This window comes from Streptomyces sp. NPDC005962 (assembly GCF_040629205.1).
Lineage (GTDB): Bacteria > Actinomycetota > Actinomycetes > Streptomycetales > Streptomycetaceae > Streptomyces.
The window spans coordinates 137,672-155,030 of record NZ_JBEXVE010000004.1 but is presented as its reverse complement, the minus strand read 5'-3'; the positions used below and the strand labels follow the sequence as shown (position 1 = coordinate 155,030).

Sequence of the window (17,359 nt, the reverse complement as noted above, 5' to 3'; positions counted from 1 at the left end):
ATGGGTGACGAAGACAAGACACTGGAGTACCTCAAGCGGGTCACCGCCGACCTGCACAAGGTCCGCGGCCGGCTGCGCGAGGTCGAGGAGGCGGACCGGGAGCCGATCGCCATCGTGGGGATGAGCTGCCGCTACCCCGGCGACGCCGACTCCCCGCAGGCCCTGTGGCGGCTGCTGGCCGAGGGCACCGACGCGGTCTCGGAGTTCCCCGGCGACCGCGGCTGGGACCTGGGACGGCTCTTCGACACCGACCAGGACCAGTGGGGCACCTCGGCCGCCCGGGCGGGCGGATTCCTCTACGACGCCGCCGAGTTCGACGCGGAGCTCTTCGGGATCTCGCCGCGCGAGGCCCTCGCGATGGACCCCCAGCAGCGGCTGCTGCTGGAGACCACCTGGGAGGCGATCGAGCGGGCCCGTATCGACCCCAAGTCGCTGCGCTCCAGCCGGACCGGCGTCTTCGTGGGCACCAACGGGCAGGACTACGCGACCCTGCTGTTCGGCAAGGCCCAGCAGGAGGTCGCCGGTTACGTCGGCATCGGCAACGCGGCGAGCGTCGCCTCCGGCCGTCTCGCCTACACCTTCGGCCTGGAGGGCCCGGCGCTCACCGTGGACACCGCGTGCTCCTCGTCGCTGGTGGCTCTGCACCTGGCCGCGCATTCGCTGCGCACTCGCGAGTGCACGATGGCCCTGGTCGGCGGCGTGACGGTGATGTCGACCCCCAGCATGTTCACCGAGTTCACCAAGCAGCAGGGCCTGGCCCCGGACGGCCGCTGCAAGGCGTTCGCCGCGGGGGCCGACGGTACGGCCTGGGGCGAAGGCGTCGGGGTCCTGCTGGTCGAGCGGCTGTCGGACGCGGTACGCAACGGGCACCAGGTGCTGGCGGTGGTGCGCGGCTCGGCGGTCAACCAGGACGGTGCGTCCAATGGTCTGACGGCGCCGAACGGTCCGTCGCAGCAGCGGGTGATCCGGCAGGCGCTGGCCAACGCCCGGCTGTCGTCGGCGGACGTGGACGTGGTGGAGGCGCACGGCACCGGTACCTCGCTGGGCGACCCGATCGAGGCGCAGGCGCTGCTGGCCACCTACGGCCAGGACCGTCCGAAGGAGCGGCCGCTGCTGCTGGGCTCGGTGAAGTCCAACATCGGCCACACCGCCGCCGCGGCGGGCGTGGTGAGCATCATCAAGACGGTGCTGGCCATGCGGCACGGCACCGTGCCGCCCACGCTGCACGTGGACGAGCCGACGCCGCACGTCGACTGGAGCGCGGGCGCGGTCAAGCTCGTCACCGAGCCCACCGCGTGGCCCGAGACCGGACAGCCCCGCCGGGCCGGAGTCTCCTCGTTCGGCGTCAGCGGTACGAACGCCCACATCATCCTCGAACAGGCCCCGGCCGCCGAGGAACCCGCCCCGCGCGAGGGGCGGCCCGTACCGCTCGTGGCGGCGGGCGGAACCCTGCCCTGGGTGCTGTCCGGGCACACCCCGGGCGCGCTGCGCGGCCAGGCGGCGAAACTGCGCGAGACCGCCGCCGCGGGCAACCCGGACCAGGCCGGTACCGGCCGCTCGCTGGCGCTGACCCGGGCCGGGCTGCGGCACCGGGCCGTGGTGCTCGCCGGGGACCGGGACGGCTTCCTCGACGGACTGGACGCCGTGGCCGCCGACACGCCCAGCCCCCATGTGGTGACCGGCGCGAGCGCCGGTGAGGTCTCCGGCGTGGTGTTCGTCTTCCCGGGCCAGGGCTCCCAGTGGGCCGGGATGGCCACGGAACTGCTCGACTCCTCCCCGGTGTTCGCGCAGTGGATGGAGAAGTGCGCCCGGGCGCTGGCACCGCACCTGGAGTGGAACCCGCTCGATGTGCTGCGGGACGGCGACACGCTGGAGCGGGACGACGTCGTACAGCCCGTGCTCTGGGCGGTGATGGTCTCCCTCGCCGGGCTGTGGCGCTCCCTGGGCGTCGTGGCGTCCGCGATGGTGGGCCACTCCCAGGGCGAGATCGCCGCCGCCTGCGCGTCCGGTGCGCTCTCGCTGGAGGACGGTGCCCGGCTGGTGGCGCTGCGCAGCCGGGTGTTCGTGGAGCACCTGTCCGGCAAGGGCGGCATGGTGTCCCTCACCGCGACCGCCGACCGGGCCGATGAGCTGATCAAGGACCGGGAGGGCGTCTGGATCGCGGCCGTCAACGGGCCGGAGTCCACCGTCGTCGCGGGCGACCTCGACGCGCTGGCCGAGGTGCGAGCCGAGGCCGAGGCCGCCGGGATGCGGCCGCGGAAGGTCGGCATCGAGTACGCCTCGCACACCCCGCACGCCGAGCGGGTGCGCGATCTGCACCTGGAGCTGGCCGCGCCCGTCGCCCCCCGGTCCGGCGAGGTGCCGATGTACTCGACCGTCACCGCCGGGCCGATCGACGGCCGGGCGCTCGACGCCGACTACTGGTACCGCAACCTGCGCGAACCCATCCGCTTCCAGGACACCATCCTGGCCCTGCTCGACGAGGGCAACACCGTCTTCCTGGAGGTCAGCCCGCACCCGGTGCTGCTGCCCGCCGTACAGGACACGGCACAGGCCGCCGGGCGCGAGGCGGCGGTCACCGGGACCCTGCGCCGCGACGACGGCGGGACGCGCAGGCTGCTGACCTCGCTGGCGCAGCTGTGGGTCCACGGCGCCGAGCCCGACTGGCACGCGGTGTTCGGCGACGGCGCCCCGGTGGACCTGCCGACCTACGCCTTCGAACGCCGCCGGTACTGGCTGGCCGGAGCCGCCGACGGCGCCGCGGATGTGTCGGGGGCCGGGCTGTCCCTGGTGGGACACCCGCTGCTGACCGCCGGAGTGGAGGTGGCCGAGGACGACCGCTTCGTCCTCACCGGCCGCCTATCACGCGAGACCCACCCCTGGCTGACCGACCACACCGTGCTCGACCGGGTGCTGGTGCCGGGCACCGCCCTGGTGGAACTCGCCCTGCGGGCAGGCCAGTACGTGGGCTGTGAGCAGCTCACCGAACTCGTGCTGCGCGCCCCCCTGGCGCTGCCCCCCGAGGGGGCAGCGGTGGACGTACAGGTGACCGTCGGCGAGCCCGACGAGCACGCGCGGCGCGCGGTGCGCATCTTCTCCCGCGCCGCGGGCGGGGACGACGGCGCCCCCGCCGAGTGGGTGGGCCACGCCACGGGCACCCTGGCCCCCGACCCCGCGGACGCCGACCCCGCAGGCGCCCCCGCCGCCGAGGACGCGGCATGGCCGCCCGCCGACGCCGAACCGGTCGGCGTCGACGGCCTGTACGAGCGCCTCGCCGACTGGGGTTACCGCTACGGCCCGGTCTTCCAGGGCCTGCGCGCCCTGTGGCGGCGCGGCGAGGAACTGTTCGCGGAGGTCGCGCTGGGCGAGCCGGGAGCGGCCGACGCCGCCCGGTTCGCGGTGCACCCGGCACTGGCCGACGCCGCGCTGCACGCGCAGGTCGCCTCGGCGCTCGAACACGGCACCGAGATGGAGCCCCGGCTGCCGTTCTCCTTCGGCGGCGTCCGCCTCCACGCCACCGGTGCCACCACCGCGCGGGTCCGGCTGGTGCCGAGCGGCACCGACTCGGTGTCGGTGACCATGACCGACACCGCCGGGCTGCCCATCCTGGAGATCGACAGCCTGACCACCCGGCCCGTGACGGCCTCCGCCATCGAGGCCGCGCCCCGCGTGGACGCGCTTTTCCAGCTCGACTGGACCGGGCTGCCCCTGGACGGCGTCGAGGCGCCGAGCCTGGCGGTGCTCGGTGACGGCCCGGTGCCCGAGGGCGCCGAGGCCTTCGCCGACCTGGCCGCGCTGCGGGCCGCGGCAGGCGCGGGCCGCCCGGTCCCGGACGTGGTGATCCTGGCCGCCCCGGCCGCCGACGCGGCGGCACGCGAGGCGGCCCGGAGCGCCCTGCGCCCGGTGCTGACGGCCGTTCAGGAGTGGCTCACCGCCGAGGAGACCACCTCCGCCCGCCTGGCCGTGGTGACCCGTGGCGGCGTGGCCGCCGCACCGGGCGACACGGTCGACGTGGCGCAGGCGGCGGTGCGGGGCCTGGTGCGCTCCGCGGCGTCCGAGCACCCTGGCCGGATCGTTCAGGTGGACCTTGACGGTGGTGCGGCGTCGGTGGCGGCGCTGCCGGGTGTGGTGGCCGCGGCAATGGCGGCGGGTGAGCCGGAGGCCGTGGTGCGGTCGGGCGAGGCCCTGGTGCCCCGGCTCGGCCGGGTAGCCCGGGACGCGGCGACGGCCGTACCCGACGGCGGGGCGTGGAGCCTGGACGTCGACGGCAGCGGCTCCCTGGAGGGGCTGCGCCTGGTGCCCTGCGCGTCGGCCGAGGCGCCGCTCGCCGAGGGACAGGTGCGCCTCGACGTGCGCGCCACCGGCGTGAACTTCCGGGATGTGCTGCTCGCCCTGGGCGTGGTGGCCATGGCCGACTCGTTCACGGACGTGGCATACGGCTGCGAAGGCGCCGGTGTGGTCGTCGAGGTCGGCCCCGGCGTCACCGGTGTCGCCGTCGGCGACCGCGTCATGGGGCTGCTTTCCGGCTCGTACGGCGGCCCGCGGGCGGTGACCGACAGCCGGACCATCGCACCGATGCCGCGCGGCTGGTCGTTCGCGCAGGCGGCTGCCGTGCCCACGGTGTTCATGACCGCCTACTACGGGCTGAAGGACCTGGCCGGGATGCGCGAGGGCGAATCGCTGCTGGTGCACGCGGCGGCGGGCGGCGTGGGCATGGCCGCCGTCCAGCTCGCCCGCCACTGGGGCATCGAGGTCTACGCGACCGCGAGTGAGCCGAAGTGGCCGGTGGTGCGCGGTACGGGCATTCCCGACGAGCGGATCGCCTCCTCGCGCACGCTGGACTTCGGCGACCGGTTCCGCGCCGGGACGCGGGGCCGTGGTGTCGACGTCGTACTGAACTGCCTGGCCCGGGAGTTCATCGACACCTCACTGGATCTGCTGGCGCCCGGTGGCCGGTTCATCGAGCTGGGCAAGACCGATCTCCGGGAGCCCGCCGCCATCACCACGGCCTGGCCGGAGGTCCAGCTCTACCGCGCCTTCGACCTGAACGAGGCCGGTCCCGACCGGGTCGGGGAGATGCTGGCGCATTTGGTGGAGTTGTTCGAGCGGGGTGTGTTGTCTCCGTTGCCGGTGACGGCGTGGGATACGCGGCAGGCGTCGGAAGCGTTCCGGTATGTGAGTCAGGCCCGGCATGTGGGCAAGGTGGTGCTGACCACGCCGTCGTCGGGTATCCGGGGCACGGTGTTGGTCACGGGTGGTACGGGCGTGGTCGGTTCGGCGGTGGCGCGTCATCTGGTGGCCCGTCACGGCGTCACCGACCTGGTGCTGACCAGCCGACGCGGCGAGGACGCTCCGGGCGCCGGGGATCTGGTGGCCGAGCTGGACGAACTCGGCGCCACGGCACGCGTGGTGGCCTGTGATGCCGCCGACCGCGACGCGCTGGCGGGGCTGCTGGAGGAGCTGCCGGATCTTCGGGGTGTCGTTCATGCGGCGGGTGTGATCGATGATGGTGTGGTGTCGGCGTTGTCTCCGGAGCGGTTGGAGACGGTGTTGCGTCCGAAGGTGGACGCGGCGTGGAATCTGCATGAGCTGACGGCCGGGCGGGATCTGTCGCTGTTCGTGTTGTTCTCGTCGGCGGCGGGGGTGTTCGGGGCGCCGGGGCAGGGCAATTACGCGGCGGCGAACGCGTTCCTGGACGCGCTGGCGCAGCATCGCCGCCGGGCCGGTCTGCCGGGCCAGTCCCTCGCGTGGGGCCTGTGGGCCGACCGCAGCACGATCACCGGGGACCTGGACCAGGCCGACCTGGAGCGGATGGGCCGTACCGGCGTACAGCCGCTCTCCACCGACCAGGGCCTCGCCCTCTTCGACACCGTGGTCGCGAGCAACCAGGCCCACACCGTGCCGGTACGCCTCGACGTCACCCGGTTCACCGGAGAGGTCCCGCCCCTGCTGCAGGGGCTGGTCCGTAACCCCAAGCGCTCCGCCACCAACGCCCCGGCGGCGTCCGCCATCGCGGGCGGCGGGCTGACCGAGCGCCTGGCGGGGCTGACACCCATGGAGTCCGAGCGGGTGCTGACCGAACTGGTCTGTGCCCAGGCCGCCGTGGTGCTGGGCCACGACGATCTCGCGGCCGTGGACGCCGAGCGGCCGTTCAAGACGATGGGCTTCGACTCGCTGACCACCGTCGAACTGCGCAACCGGCTCAACTCGGCGACCGGGCTGAGCCTGCCGGTCACGGTCGTCTTCGACCACGCGACGCCCGCCGCGCTCGCCGCCCATCTGCGGTACCAGCTGCTTCCCGAGATCGACGCCGTCCAGCTGGCGGCGATCGAGATCGACCGGTTGGAGGCCATCCTCGCCGAAGTCACCGGCGACGACCCCGGTCGCGGGGGGCTCACCACGCGACTGCGTGCCCTGCTGACGAAGTGGACCGACACCGAGGGGGCGGACGACGGCCCCGATCTGGACTCGGCCACCGACGCGGAGCTGTTCGACCTCATGGAGAACAAGCCGTGGTCCAGCTGAACCGGCGGGCGGACCGAACCGCCGACACACGCGACTTCACCCGTTGATCGTTTAAAGAGGCCCTGGATGTCGAACGAGCAGAAGCTCCGCGAGTACCTCAAGCAGGCGATCGCGGACGCCCGAAGCGCCCATCAGCGGCTCCGGGCGGTGGAGGACGCAGCCCGGGAGCCCATCGCCATCGTGGGGATGAGCTGCCGCTTCCCCGGCGGGGTGAGCTCGCCGGAGGAACTGTGGGAGCTGGTGGCCGACGGGCGCGCGGGGATCGCGGACTTCCCCGCGGACCGCGGCTGGGACCTGGGTGCCCTCATCGACCCGGAGGGTCTGCGCCCGCGCAGCTCCTACATCAGCAAGGGCGGGTTCATCGACGGCGCCGCCGAGTTCGACGCCGACTTCTTCGAGATCTCGCCCCGTGAGGCGCTGGCGATGGACCCGCAGCAGCGGGTGCTCCTCGAAGCGTCCTGGGAGGCGTTCGAGCGCGCCGGGATGGACCCCGACGCGCTGCGCGGCACGAACGCGGGTGTCTTCGTCGGCGGTGTCCTCTCCGGCTACGGCGCCGGTGGCCCGGGCGGCTCGCAGGACAGCGAGGGGTATCTGCTGACCGGCAGTGCCACCAGCATCCTTTCCGGCCGGATCTCCTTCACCTACGGCTTCGAAGGGCCCGCGGTCACGGTCGACACCGCGTGCTCGTCCTCGCTGTCCGCCCTCCACCTGGCGGTGCGTTCGCTGCGGGCGGGGGAGAGCTCCCTGGCCCTGGCCGGCGGGGTGATGGTGATGGCCACCCCGGACGCCTTCACCGAGTTCAGCAAGCAGCGCGGGCTGGCCAAGGACGGCAACTGCAAGGCGTTCGCGGCGGCGGCGGACGGCACCGCCTGGGGCGAGGGCGTCGGACTGCTCGTGCTCCAGCGGCTGTCCGACGCACAGCGCGAGGGCCGCCGGATTCTGTCCGTCATCCGGGGCTCCGCGCTCAACCAGGACGGCGCCTCGCACGGGCTCACCGTGCCCAGCGGCCCCGCCCAGCAGCGGGTGATCCGGCAGGCGCTCGCCGAGGCGGGGGTCTCGGCGTCCGAGGTCGACGTCGTGGAAGCGCACGGCACCGGCACCACCCTGGGCGACCCCATCGAGGCCCAGGCCCTGATCGCCACCTACGGGCAGGAGCGGGCCGGGCAACGGCCGCTGCTGCTCGGCTCGGTGAAGTCCAACATCGGTCACACCCAGTCCGCCGCCGGGGTCGCCGGGGTCATCAAGATGGTCCTGGCCATGTACCACGGCGTCGTACCGCCCACCCTGCACGTGGACGAGCCCACCCCGCACGTCGACTGGATTCCCGGCGCCGTCGAACTCGCCACCGCCCGCGTCCCCTGGCCCGAGACGGGACGTCCCCGGCGATCGGCGGTGTCCTCCTTCGGGATCAGCGGCACCAACGCCCACGTCATCCTCGAACAGGCCCCGGAACCCGAGGAGCGAGTGGAAGCAGAACCCGCCCCTGCGGCCCTGGTCCGCGGCGGCCCGCTGCCCTGGGCGCTCTCCGCGAAGAGCCCGGCCGGACTGCGCGGCCAGGCCACGGGCCTGCGCACCTTCCTGAACGGCGGCGACACCGCCACCCACCCCGATACGGCCGTGGCCGCCGCGCTGGCCGGTACGCGCGCCGCCTTCGGCCACCGCGCCGTCGTCCTCGCCGCCGACCGCGCCGGGTGCCTCCCGGAACTGGACGCGCTCGCCCACGGCATGGACGACGCCGCGCACACGGTGCGCGGCGTGGCCCGGCGCGGCGCCAAGGTGGCGCTCGTCTTCCCCGGCCAGGGATCGCAGTGGACGGGGATGGCCACCGGACTGCTGGACGCCTCCCCGCTGTTCGCCAAGTCCTTCCGGGAGTGCGCCGCCGCGCTCTCCCCGCACGTCGACTGGGACCTGCTGGAGGCGGTGCGCGACGAGCGGGCACTCCAGCGCGTCGACGTGGTGCAGCCCGCGCTCTGGGCCGTGATGGTCTCGCTGGCCCGCCTGTGGCAGGCGGCGGGCATCACCCCGGCCGCCGTCATCGGCCACTCCCAGGGCGAGATCGCCGCCGCGTGCGCCGCCGGGGTGCTGTCCCTGGCCGACGGGGCGCGGCTGGTCGCCCTGCGCAGCCGGGTCATCGCCGAGGACCTCGCGGGTCAGGGCGGAATGGTCTCGATCGCCGCGTCCGTGGAGCGCACCACCGAACTCATCGGCGGCCGCGAGGGTGTCTGGGTGGCCGCCGTCAACGGCTCCGCCGCCACTGTGATCGCCGGTGAGCCGGGCGCGCTCGCCGAGGTGGTCGCCGCCGCCGAGCACGAGGACGTACGGGCCCGCACCATCCCCGTGAACTACGCCTCCCACACCCCGCACGTCGAAGCGGTACGTGAACGGCTGCTGGAGCTGACCGCGCCGATCACCCCGCGGACCGGGACCATCCCGATGCACTCCTCGGTGACGGCCGGGCCCGTGGACCCCACGGCCTGCGGCGCCCGCTACTGGTACCAGAACCTGCGGCAGCCCGTACGGTTCGCCGAGACCGTGACCTCGCTGCTGGAGCAGGGCGTGGACACCTTCATCGAGGTCAGCCCGCACCCGGTGCTGACCGCCGCGATCGCGGACCTGGCGGCGGCGGCCGAGGGCCCGCGCGAGACCGTGGTCACCGGCTCGCTCCGCCGGGACCAGGACGAACGCGCGGCGCTCATCCGCTCGGTGGCCACGCTGTGGACCCGTGGCGTCGAGGTGGACTGGGCGGCCTTCCTGCCGTCCGGAACGGTACCCGTCGAGCTGCCGACCTATGCCTTCCAGCGGCAGCGGTTCTGGGTGGAGCCCCCGGCCTTCACCGGTGACGCCTCCGGCTTCGGGCTCGACCCGGTCGACCACCCCCTGCTGGCCGCCGCGACCCGCCCCGCCGGGGCCGACTCGGCCGTGTTCACCGGCCGCCTCTCGATGTCCGCCCAGCCGTGGCTGGCCGACCACGCCGTGATGGGCGCCACGCTGCTGCCCGGCACCGCGTTCGTGGAACTGGCCCTGACCGCGGGCCGGGAGTTCGGCTGCGACCGGCTCCGCGAGCTGACCCTGCAGACCCCGCTCACCCTCGACGGCAGCGGCGACACCACCGTCCAGGTGCAGATCACCGATGCCGACGACTCCGGTGTCCGGACCGTCACCGTGCACTCCCTCGCCGCCGCCTCCGGCGAGGACGGACCCGCTGAGTGGACCCGGCACGCCATGGCGACCGTCGCCCCCGACGTGCCACCGGCCCCGGCCGAATCCGGCCCGCTGGGCGGGGCGTGGCCGCCGCCGGGCGCCTCGGCGATCGAGGTGGGCGACTTCTACGACACGCTGTTCGAGCGCGGCTACGAGTACGGTCCGGCCTTCCAGGGGCTGAGCGCGGTGTGGCGGCGCGGCGACGACGTCTTCGCCGAGGTGGAACTCGCGGACGAGACGGCGACGGAGGGCTTTCTCGTCCATCCGGCCCTCCTGGACGCGGCGCTGCACGCGACCGGCCTCGGCGGCCTCTTCGGCGAGGAGGGCGCGGTACGGCTGCCGTTCGCCTGGTCCGGGGTCCGGGCGTGGGCGAACGACGCGCGGACGGCGCGCGTGTGGCTGACCGCCGCCGGCGAGGACGCCGTCCGGGTACGGATGGCCGACGCGACGGGCGCCCCCGTCGCGGCCGTGGACGAGCTGGTGCTGCGTCCCCTGGCCGCGACCCCCGGGCCGCAGGCCCCGGCCCGGTCGCTGTATCTGCCCCGGTGGGACCGGTGGCAGCCGGAAACCCCCACGAAGGCCGCGCGGGTGACGGTCTGGGACGACGGCGTTCCCGTCGAAGACGTCCTCGACGGGGACCCGGACGTGGTCCTGCTCGACTGCGCCGCCGCGGTCCCGTCCGGTGAGGACGCCCCCTCCGCCGTACGGCGGCTGACGCACACCGTGCTCGCGCGGATTCACCAGTGGCTGGCCCACGACGGCGGCACGGCCGCCCGGCTGGCCGTGCTGACCCGGCACGCGGTCCCGGCGGACCCTGGGGACAGCGCCGATCCGGTGCACGCCGCGGTGCACGGCCTGGTGCGGTCCGCGCAGTCCGAGCACCCGGACCGCTTCCTGCTCCTCGACACCGACGCAGGCACAGATACACATACAGCCGCCGCCCCGGCCCTCGCCGAGGCGCTCGGCGCCATGGCGGCGGCGGGCGAGCCGGAGCTCGCGATCCGCGGCGAGCGGTTCCTCGTACCGCTGCTCGACCGTCCCGGCGCGGCCACCGCCACGCCCCCGAACCCGCCCGCGTGGGCCGGTGAAGGCGCCGTGCTGATCACCGGCGGGCTCGGTGTCGTCGGCTCGGCGGTGGCCCGGCACCTGGTCACCACCCATGGCGTCATCGACCTGGTACTGACCAGCCGCCGGGGGACCGACGCGCCCGGCGCGGCGGAACTCGCCGCCGAACTCACCGAGAAGGGCGCCCGGGTCCGGGTCGCGGCGTGCGACGTGGCGGACCGTGACGCTCTCGCCACCCTGCTCGCGTCCATCCCGGAGCTGCGGGGCGTGGTGCACGCCGCGGGTGCCCTGGACGACGGCGTGGTCACCGACCTGACGCCGGACCGGCTCGACACCGTCCTGCGCCCCAAGGCGGACGCGGCCTGGCATCTGCATGAACTCACCGACGGCCTGGAGCTGTTCGTGCTGTTCTCCTCGGCCGCCGGTGTGTTCGGCACTCCCGGCCAGGCGAACTACGCCGCCGCCAACGCCTTCCTGGACGCGCTCGCCTCGAACCGCCGGGCCTCCGGTCTGCCCGCCCACTCCCTGGCCTGGGGCCTGTGGGAGGAGACCAGTGAGCTGACGGCGAGTCTCGACGAGGCGGACCGGCGGCGGCTGGGCCGGGCCGGACTGCGCCCCCTCACCACCCAGGAGGGGCTGGCCCTCCTGGACCACGCCCTCGCCCTGGACCACGCGCACAGCCTGCCGGTCCGGCTGGACCTGCCGCGCGGCGGCGGCCAGGAGCCGCCCCGCCTGCTGCGCGCCCTGGTCCGTGCCCCGGCCCGCCGGGCCGACGCCACCGCCCAGGGCGGCGGCTGGCGGGAGCGGTACGAGGCGACCCCGGCCGACGAGCGCGAGAAGCTGCTGGTCGGCCTGGTCCGGGCGCAGTCCGCCACCGTGCTCGGCCACGCGGACGGCGACGCGGTCGCCGTCGACCGGGGGTTCAAGGACCTCGGCTTCGACTCGCTGACCGCCGTGGAGCTGCGCAACCGCCTGGGCGAGATCACCGGCGTCCGGCTGCCCGCCACGCTGGTGTTCGACTACCCCAACCCGGGCGCGCTCGGCGCCTATCTGCACACCGTCCTGTCCGGTACGACGAACGTGACCGCCGTCGTGGGGCGGGTGGTCGAGCCCGACGAGCCCATCGCGATCGTCGGCATGAGCTGCCGCTTCCCCGGCGGCGTGGGCTCGCCCGAGGAGCTGTGGGACATGCTCGTCGCGGGCCGAGAGGGCATCGGCGGCTTCCCCGCCGACCGCGGCTGGGACCTGGACGCGCTGTACGACCCGGCCGGTGAGCGCCCCGGCAGCTCCCTGGTGAACCAGGGCGGCTTCCTCGACGGCATCGCCGACTTCGACGCCGCGTTCTTCGGCGTGGCGCCGCGCGAGGCCGTGGCGATGGACCCGCAGCACCGCCTGCTGCTCGAACTGTCCTGGGAGGCCGTCGAGCGGGCCGGTATCGACCCGACGCGGCTGCGCGGCAGCCGTACCGGAGTCTTCTCCGGCCTGATGTACCACGACTACGCGGCGCGGCTGCGGTCCGTCCCCGACGACATCGCCGGATTCCTCACCAACGGCAACGCGGGCAGCGTGGCCACCGGCCGGGTCGCCTACACCTTCGGCTTCGAGGGCCCGGCGGTGACGGTGGACACGGCATGCTCCTCCTCCCTGGTCGCCCTCGACATGGCCATCAGCGCGCTCCAGCGCGGGGAGTGCGACCTCGCCCTCGCGGGCGGCGTGACCGCCCTGTCCACCCCGGTGGTCTTCGCCGAGTTCACCCGCCAGCGCGGGCTGGCCCGGGACGGCCGCTGCAAGGCGTTCTCGTCCGCCGCCGATGGCATGGGCGTCGCCGAGGGCGCGGGTCTGGTCCTGGTGGAGCGGCTGTCCGACGCCCGCCGCAACGGCCACCGCGTCCTCGCCGTCGTACGGGGCTCCGCGGTCAACCAGGACGGCGCGTCCAACGGTCTGAGCGCGCCGAACGGCCCCTCGCAGCAGCGGGTCATCCGCCAGGCGCTCGCCAAGGCGGACCTGACCACCGCCGACGTGGACGTGATCGAGGCCCACGGCACGGGCACGTCGCTGGGCGACCCGATCGAGGCACAGGCACTGCTGGCCACCTACGGCCAGGACCGGCCCGCCGACCGGCCCGCGCTGCTGGGCTCGGTGAAGTCGAACATCGGCCACACCCAGGCCGCCGCCGGAATCGCCGGGGTCATGAAGATGGTGCTGGCGATGGAGCACGGCACCGTGCCCCCGACCCTGCACGTCGGCAAGGCCAGCGAGCACGTCGACTGGTCGGCCGGTGCCGTCGCGCTGGCCACCGGGACGGCGCCCTGGCCGCAGACGGGCGGCCCGCGCCGCGCCGCGGTCTCCTCGTTCGGTATCAGCGGCACCAACGCCCACGTCGTCCTCGAACAGGCCCCCGACGCCGAGCCGGTGACCGAGCGGCGGACCGCCGTCGTGGACGCCCCGCCCGGCGCCGTGCTGCCGTGGACGCTCTCCGCCAAGTCGGCCGCCGCGCTGCGCGGTCAGGCCGAGCGGCTGCGCGACATGGCGGCCCGGGGCACCGACCTCACGGCGGCCGCCGGGGCGCTCATCGGAACCCGGGCGGCGTTCGACCACCGTGCGGTCGTCCTCGCAGCCGACGGCCCCGGATTCACGAACGGGCTCACCGCCCTGGCCCGGCGCGAATCCCTCGCCGAGGAGGTGGTGAGCGGGACCGTACGCCCCGGCGCCACCGTGGCGTTCGTCTTCCCCGGGCAGGGCGCCCAGTGGTCGGGTATGGCGCTCGGGCTGCTGGATTCCTCGCCGCTGTTCGCCGAGTGGCTGGGGCGCTGCGGGGAGGCGCTCGCCGCTCATACCGACTGGGATCTTCTCGCCGTGCTGCGGGGCGAGGAGGGTGCTCCGTCGCTGGACCGGGTCGATGTGGTGCAGCCCGCGCTGTGGGCGGTCATGGTCTCGCTCGCTCAACTCTGGCGTGGCCTTGGCATTTCTCCTTCGGTGGTCGTGGGTCATTCGCAGGGTGAGCTGGCCGCCGCGTGTGTCGCGGGGGCCCTGCCGCTGCCGGAGGCGGCCCGGATCGTCGTGCGGCGCAGTGCCGTGATCGCCGGTCAGCTGGCCGGTCGCGGCGGCATGGCCTCGGTGGGAGTCTCCGCCGACCAGGCACGGGCGCTGATCGAGACCTATACCAACGATGCCGATGACGCCGACGCGATCTCGGTCGCCGCCGTCAACGGCCCCGGCGCGGTCGTCCTCGCCGGGGATGAGGCACCGCTGCGCCGGGTGCTCGACGGCTGTGAGGCGGATGGCATCCGGGCCCGTCGCATTCCGGTGGACTACCCCTCGCACTCCCCGCAGGTCGAGCTGATCAAGGACTCGCTGCTCGCGGAGCTGGGCGAGGTCACCTCTGGTCCGGCCGACATCCGTTGGCACTCCACCGTGACCGGTGAGCCGATGGACGGTTCGGCGGCCGACGCCGACTACTGGTACCGCAATCTGCGGGAGCAGGTGCGGTTCGCCGATGTGGTGGCCGCGCTGGTCGACGAGGGCGTCGACACCTTCATCGAGGTCAGCCCGCACACGGTGGTCACCTCCGCGATCGAGGACACCGCGCTGCGCCTCGACCGGCACGACGTGGTCGTGGTCGGTTCACTGCGCCGCGAGGCCGACGAGCGCGCCGAACTGCTGCGCTCGGCCGCCACGTTGTGGACCCGGGGCGTTTCCGTGGACTGGACCGCGCTGCTCCCCGGCACGGACACCGCCGTGGACCTGCCGACGTACGCTTTCCAGCGCGAGCGGTACTGGCTGGACGCGCCGCTGGAGGCCGGTGACGCCAGCGGCGTCGGCCTCCAGCCGACCGGCCACCCCGTACTGACGGCCGCGGTCACCCCCGCGGGCACCGATACCGCCCTGTTCACCGGGCGGCTCTCGGCCGCCGGTCAGCCCTGGCTCGCCGACCACACCGTATGGGACACGGCGGTGCTGCCCGGCGGGGCGCTGCTCGACTGGGCGCTGCACGCGGCCCAGCACCTCGGGGAGCCGGGCATCGCGCGGCTGGACCAGGAGCAGCCGCTGGTCCTGGACGCCGCGGGCGCCGTACGGGTGCAGCTGATGGCCACCGCGCCGGACGAGACGGGCCGCCGCGAGCTGACCGTCCACTCCCAGCCGGAAGGGCTCGACGAAGCCCCCTGGACCCGGCATGCGAGTGCCGTGCTCGACCCGGCCGACACCGCCCCGGACGGCGGATTCGCCGAACTGACCGGTGTGTGGCCCCCCTCGGACGCCACACCCCTGGACGCGGCCCTCCTCTACGACGAGCTGTTCCAGCGCGGCCAGAGCTACGGCCCGGCCTCGCAGGGGCTGCGCGCCGCCTGGCGGCGCGGCGACGAGGTGTTCGCCGAGGTGGCCCTTCCCGAGGATGCGGCGGACGGCGCCGCGCTCCTCGACGCCGTGTGCCACGCCTGGCTGCTCAAGGACGTCGCCGGGGCCGGGGAGCCACTGCTGCCCGCCGCCTGGTCCGGTGTGCGGCTGTGGGCGCAGGGCGCCCGCTCGCTGCGGGTGGGCCTGACGCCCGCCGGTGAGGGCGGCGTACGTGTCCGGGCCGTCGACGACATCGGCGCCCCCGTCCTGGGCGTGGACGAGGTGACGCTGCGCCCGGTGACCCCCGCCCAGCTGCGCTCCACCGGGGCGGCCGCGGCGCGCTCGCTGTACGCGGTGAACTGGGAGCGCTGGGAGCCCGCCGGACCGGCGGAACCGCTGCCCGCGCCGCACACCCGCCTCTGGGCGGACGGCGTTTCGGCCGAGGAGCTCGCGGTGGCCGTGACCGAGGGCGCCGACCTGGTGCTCTGGGAGTGCCCGGCGCCCGGCGCGTCCGGCACCGGCGTCCCCGGCACCGACGTCCCCGGCCGGGTCCGCGAGGCGCTCACCACGGCGCTGGAGCGCATCCGCGGCTGGCTGGCCGACGACAGGTTCGCCGACACCCCGCTGGCCGTGGTGGTCCACGGCGGCGTCCAGGTCCTCGACACGGACACCCCCGACCTGCCCCGGGCCTCCGTCCACGGACTGCTGCGGTCGGCACAGTCCGAACACCCCGGCCGCTTCCTGCTGGTCGACAGCGACACCCCGGCCGACACGCTCCCGACGGCGGCGCTGAGCGCGGCACTGGCCGCCGACGAGACACAGATCGCCGTCCGGGACGGCGGGCTGTACGTCCCCCGGCTGGCCCTCGCCAAGACCACCGACCACGACGCCGAGCGGCCCGCCGCCCGGGGAACCGTGCTGGTCACCGGAGGAACCGGGCTCATCGGCGCGGCGGTCGCCCGTCACCTGGTCTCCGCCCACGGCGTCAGCGACCTGGTACTGGCCAGCAGGCGGGGGATGGACGCGCCCGGCGCGGCCGAACTCGCCGACGAGCTGGGGGAGCTGGGCGCGCGCGTACGCATCGCGGCAGCCGATGTCGCGGACCGGTCCGCCGCCGCCGAACTGCTCGCGTCCATGCCGGAACTGCGGGGCGTGGTGCACGCGGCCGGTGCCCTGGACGACGGCGTGGTGACGGCGCTGACCCCGGAGCGGCTGGAGGCCGTGCTGCGCCCGAAGGCCGACGCCGCCTGGCATCTGCACGAACTGGCCGGTGACGACCTGGACATGTTCGTGGTGTTCTCGTCCGCCGCCGGAGTGCTCGGCGCCCCGGGCCAGGCGAACTACGCGGCGGCCAACGTCTTCCTGGACGCCCTCGCCCAGCGGCGCCGCGCCCAGGGCCTGCCCGCCGCCTCGATGTCCTGGGGCCTGTGGGCCGAGACGAGCGGGCTGACCGGGACACTCGACGAGACCGAGCTGCGGCGGGTGAGCGGCGGCGGACTGCTGCCGATGAGCACCGAGGAAGGGCTCGCGCTCTTCGACCACGCCCTCGCCGCCGACCACGCCCACACCGCGCCGGTCCGCTTCGATCCCGCGCTCCTGCGGGGCGGGGACGGACCCGTACCGGCGCTGCTGCGCGGCCTGGTCCGCAACGCCCCGCGCCGCGCCACCACACTGGACGGGCAGGCGCTGCGCCACCGGCTGGCAGCCCTGGACGAGGCCGAGCGGCGGGAGACCCTGCTGGGGCTGGTCCGCGAACAGGTGGCCGCGGTGCTGCGGTACGCGGCGCCGGAGGACATCGCGGCCCAGCAGTCCTTCACCACCCTCGGGTTCGACTCGCTCACCGCGGTGGAACTGCGTAACCGGCTGGCCCGGGTCGCCGACACCCGGCTGCCCACCACTCTCGTCTTCGACTACCCCACCCCCGAACTGCTCGGCGGCTATCTGCTGGGGCTCCTGGTGCCACAGGAGGACGGCGGCGAATGGGGCACGGAGCCCTTCGGCCGCCTGGAGGCGATGCTCGCCGAAGAACGGGACGAGGCCGAGGTCAGGAAGGTGACGGCCCGGCTGGAGACGCTGCTCGTCCGCTGGCGGGAGCGGTCGGGCGGACACCAGGCGTCCGGGGCGGAGGACGCCGGGGACGACGAACTCGGCTCGGCGTCCGAGGACGACCTGCTGCGCTACATCGACGACGAGTTGGGGCTGAGCTGATGCACGCGAAGCCCACGCACGACCG

At 74.6% G+C, this 17,359-nt stretch carries 2 protein-coding genes; both read left to right on the top strand.

Translation table 11 applies throughout. The features are described from left to right. Positions 1 to 6,525, top strand: a complete 6,525-nt coding sequence (locus ABZ370_RS09235) for an SDR family NAD(P)-dependent oxidoreductase (protein WP_358618500.1) — start codon at positions 1 to 3, stop codon at positions 6,523 to 6,525. 66 nt (positions 6,526 to 6,591) lie between these two features. Then, the gene (locus ABZ370_RS09230) at positions 6,592 to 17,334 is read left to right on the top strand and encodes an SDR family NAD(P)-dependent oxidoreductase (RefSeq protein WP_358618499.1); all 10,743 of its coding nucleotides are present in this window, start codon (positions 6,592 to 6,594) and stop codon (positions 17,332 to 17,334) included. The last annotated feature ends 25 nt before the right edge of the window (positions 17,335 to 17,359 follow it).

Coding starts and splice junctions, on each gene's coding strand:
- ABZ370_RS09235 (WP_358618500.1), top strand. CDS start 1: ATGGGTGACGAAGACAAGACACTGGAGTACCTCAAGCGGGTCACCGCC.
- ABZ370_RS09230 (WP_358618499.1), top strand. CDS start 6,592: ATGTCGAACGAGCAGAAGCTCCGCGAGTACCTCAAGCAGGCGATCGCG.